This window comes from Pseudomonas sp. REP124 (assembly GCF_020164475.1).
In the GTDB taxonomy this organism is placed as follows: Bacteria; Pseudomonadota; Gammaproteobacteria; order Pseudomonadales; family Pseudomonadaceae; genus Aquipseudomonas.
In genome coordinates this window covers 1-3500 of the sequence record NZ_JAIQWX010000267.1, presented here as the reverse complement: position 1 = coordinate 3500, position 3500 = coordinate 1, and the positions used below count along the sequence as shown (strand labels likewise).

At 61.1% G+C, this 3500-nt stretch carries 4 protein-coding genes; 1 reads left to right on the top strand and 3 read right to left on the bottom strand.

Annotation, left to right across the window (positions count from 1 at the left end; genetic code table 11):
• Positions 1 to 83 precede the first annotated feature (83 nt).
• The 3 genes from K9857_RS30020 to K9857_RS30010 all read right to left on the bottom strand — a co-directional run bounded on the left by K9857_RS30020 (position 84) and on the right by K9857_RS30010 (position 2504).
• A complete protein-coding gene (locus K9857_RS30020) occupies positions 84 to 1130 on the bottom strand; it encodes an NAD(P)H-dependent flavin oxidoreductase (RefSeq protein WP_224542153.1) in 1047 nt (348 codons plus the stop codon).
• 33 nt (positions 1131 to 1163) lie between these two features.
• A complete protein-coding gene (locus tag K9857_RS30015) occupies positions 1164 to 1553 on the bottom strand; it encodes a tautomerase family protein (RefSeq protein WP_224542149.1) in 390 nt (129 codons plus the stop codon).
• A 273-nt stretch (positions 1554 to 1826) separates the two neighbouring features.
• The gene (locus K9857_RS30010) at positions 1827 to 2504 is read right to left on the bottom strand and encodes an MOSC domain-containing protein (RefSeq protein WP_224542147.1); all 678 of its coding nucleotides are present in this window, start codon (positions 2502 to 2504) and stop codon (positions 1827 to 1829) included.
• A gap of 114 nt (positions 2505 to 2618) precedes the next feature.
• On the opposite strand from K9857_RS30010, the gene K9857_RS30005 reads away from it, so the two are divergent.
• Complete coding sequence (locus K9857_RS30005; RefSeq protein WP_224542146.1) at positions 2619 to 3500, top strand: LysR family transcriptional regulator; 882 nt, start codon at positions 2619 to 2621, stop codon at positions 3498 to 3500.

Below are 3500 nucleotides of genomic sequence, written 5' to 3'. Positions count from 1 at the left end.
GCAGTCCCATTTTTGGGGCCGCTTCGCAGCCCAACGGGGGCAAGCCCCCTCGCCACAGGTATTGGGGGTACAGGGAGTTAGGGTTATTTGATTTCGGCGGCGAGCAGGTTTACCAGCGCTGCCGCCGGCATTTCGCGAGCCAGTGGCGCGCCCTGCCCGGCCCATTGCACCGCGAACTCGGTGTTGGCTTTGGTGGCGGCTGCGGCGTTGAGCGCCTTGTTGGCGTCGTAGGCGATGGGATAGTCGGGCAGCGCCGGGGCGTTGGTTTCGAGGTCGATGTAGTTGCGGTTGACCATGCCCCGGGCAGGACGGCCAGAGATCGCGCTGGTGACACGGGTCTGGTGCGCGCGCGGGCCTTTGAGGGCTTCGCGGTAGGCCGGGTTGGCGGAGGATTCGGGGCACAGGATGAAGGCGGTGCCAAGTTGCGCGGCGCAGGCGCCCAGTTGCATGACTGCCTTGATGCCCGCGCCATCCATGATGCCGCCCGCCGCGATTACCGGCAGCTTGCAGGCATCGGTCAACACTCGGACCAGGGCGAAAGTGCCCATCTCGCTGTCCTGTTGCGGATCAAACACACCGCGATGGCCCCCGGCTTCATAACCTTGCGCCACCAGTGCATGCACACCGGCACGCTCGGCTTGTTGCGCTTCGGCCAGATTGGTCACGCAAGCCAGCAGGACGATTCCCGCGTTTTTCAACGCATCGATGCTCGACTGCGGCGGCAGGCCGAAATGGAAACTGACCACCGCCGGCCTTTCTTCCAGGAGCATTTCCAGCATGCCGAAGTCTTCGACGAACGAGGTGTAGATCTCGCGTAGGGCAGTAGGCGCAGGAGTTTCGAACTTGTCGAACAGAGGCGCGAGGAAACCCAGCCATTGCGCTTCGCGCTCGGCATCGGCCACAGCAGGCTCGTGGCAGAACAGGTTCACGTTGAAGGGCTTGTCGGTCAGCGCCGCGGTGTCGCGCAGCATGGCTCGCGCCTGTTCGACATTGCTCGCACCGATGCCGATCGAGCCGAGCCCGCCGGCATTGGAAACCGCTGCCGCAAGCTTGGGCGTGGAGACGCCGACCATGGGCGACTGGATGATCGGCAGTTCGATGTTCAACAGCGACAGCAGTGGATTGGACATGACAGCACCTGAACGAAATAGGTGAAAAAAGACTTAGAGCTCGCCGGTCAGAAACTGCGCCCGCCCACCGCCGAACGACCAGTCGGCATCACTGTTTTCCACCAGCGAAACGATCAGGTCGTCGGGAGAAAGATCACAGGCGGCTTGAAGCTTTTCGGCCAGCAAACGGTAGAACGCGGTTTTCTGCTCCTGAGTACGCGGTCGTGACACCACCGTCAGCAGCACCACCCGCGCCGAGCGCGTATAGCCGAGCCCGGTGTCGTGCAGGATGAGTTCTCCGGGCCGGTGTTGCGTGACGCTCTGATAACGGTCGCTGAAGGGCACCTCGAATGCCTGGACCATGGCCTGATGCGCCACATCCAGCAACGTGCGCAACTGTTCATCGGTGCGGCCCTGGATGACGTCGAACTTGAGCAATGGCATGGCGCTTCACCTCTCAATAAATTGGGAGCGAAGAGCCCGCCCCCTGGGATAAAGGTCCGCGCGACAGCCCGCGCCGGCACGCTTTCCAACCCGAAGGCTTCAACATAGAGATACCACATCATCATGTAAAATGATGATTAATGATCTTATAAATCACTTTTGATGAAATGCGTCCCACTGTAGGAGCGAGCACGCTCGCGATGGTCGTCAACGATAACGCTGGCCGCCTGACACCCCGTGGTGTCCGGGCCTACATCGCGAGCATGCTCGCTCCTACAGGTTTAGCGGTGTTCGCTTCTGCAGGTAATTCGCCCGCTCACCCAATCGCCGCTGCCAGTCCGCGCACAACCCCGGCGTCGCCGCCAGCGCAAACAGATCCTCGAGCACCGGCCTGTGGGCCAACTGTACCTGCCAGAATTCGTCGATGGAGAAACGCTCGGTATGCCGCTCCAGCAGTTCGATGCTGTCACCCGCCTCCAAAGATCCCGGTTGCAGAACCCGGTAGTACCACCCGGTAATGCGCTCTTTGGCCACAAACATCGACATGCGCTCGGCATCGAAGCGATGGTTGATTTTCCAGCACGGGCTGCGCGGTTGCGACACCTGCAACACCACGCTGCCGACCCGGAACACATCGCCGATGTGCACGCTGCGTTCCGAAAGCCCGAACGCCGCGAGGTTTTCGCCGAGGCTGCCCGCCACCAGTTGCGCGGCGCTGTCGGGGAAGGCTTCGGCCAGGCGCTGGTAATTTTGCGTGGCGTACTGGTGCACAGCCTTTTCCGGACCGCCGTGAACCCGGGTGTCTGCGTGCTGGTCACCGACGATGCCATGCAACTCCACGCGAACCGCTCCGCCATGGCGCTGTTTGAAGATCCCAGTGCTCTGCCCCTCGGGCTGCAGCACACCCAGGCCACCGGCGAAGACATGGTCGATTTTCGTGGTCAGGGTCATGGGACGAACGGCCTCGTTTGCAGGGTTTCAGCCACTTTACTCATCGGCATAAACCGCCGTAAAGTGATCGTTAAATATGTCCATAATCACTTTTAGAGATGGATGAGAATAAAAATGGAAATGCGCCAACTGAAGATTTTCTGCGCCGTGGCCGAGCTGGGCAGTTTCACCGCCGCGGCATTGCAGGTGAATACCGTGCAGTCCAACGTGACCATGCGCGTGAAAGAGCTGGAAGCCGAGCTCAATCGTGAGCTGTTCATTCGCAAGAAATCCGGGGTGATGTTGACGGCGGCGGGCGAAATTTTCCTGGGTTACGCGCGGCGCATCCTGCAGTTGACCGAAGAAAGCCGCAGCGCCCTGATGGACACCGGCAGCCCCGCTGGTCTGCTGCGCCTGGGCTCGATGGAAACCACCGCCGCCATCCGCCTGCCTCAGGTGCTGACCAAATACCGCGAGCAATTCCCCGACGTGCAGTTGTCGCTGCAGACCGGCACCACCATCGAATTGATCAAGGCCATCGAAAGCCATCGGCTCGACGGTGCCTTTGTCGGTGGCTTTCATCAGAACTCGGCGCTTTTTCAGGAGGAGGTTTTCAACGAGGAACTGGTGTTGGTCAGCAGCAACCAGTTCGAGTCCCTGGAAGCGCTGATGGAGAAAATGCCGCAGCAGACGGTGCTGGTGTTCCGCACTGGGTGCTTCTATCGCTCGACGCTGGAGAACTGGTTCTATCAGGTGGGGCTGGTGCCGAACCAGATCATGGAACTGGGCACTCTCGACGGCATCCTGTCCTGCGTCGCGGCGGGCATGGGCGTGACCCTGCTGCCCCGGGCCATCGCCGAAAACTGCAGCGTGCGCCACGGCATCCGCTGGCACAGCCTGCCCCCGGAATTCGCCAACGTCTCCACCGTTTTCATCCGCCGCAATGACTCGATGATCACATCGGCGATGAGTGCGTTCATTGGGTTGGCGCAGCAGCAGGTGGCTTCCAACCCATGA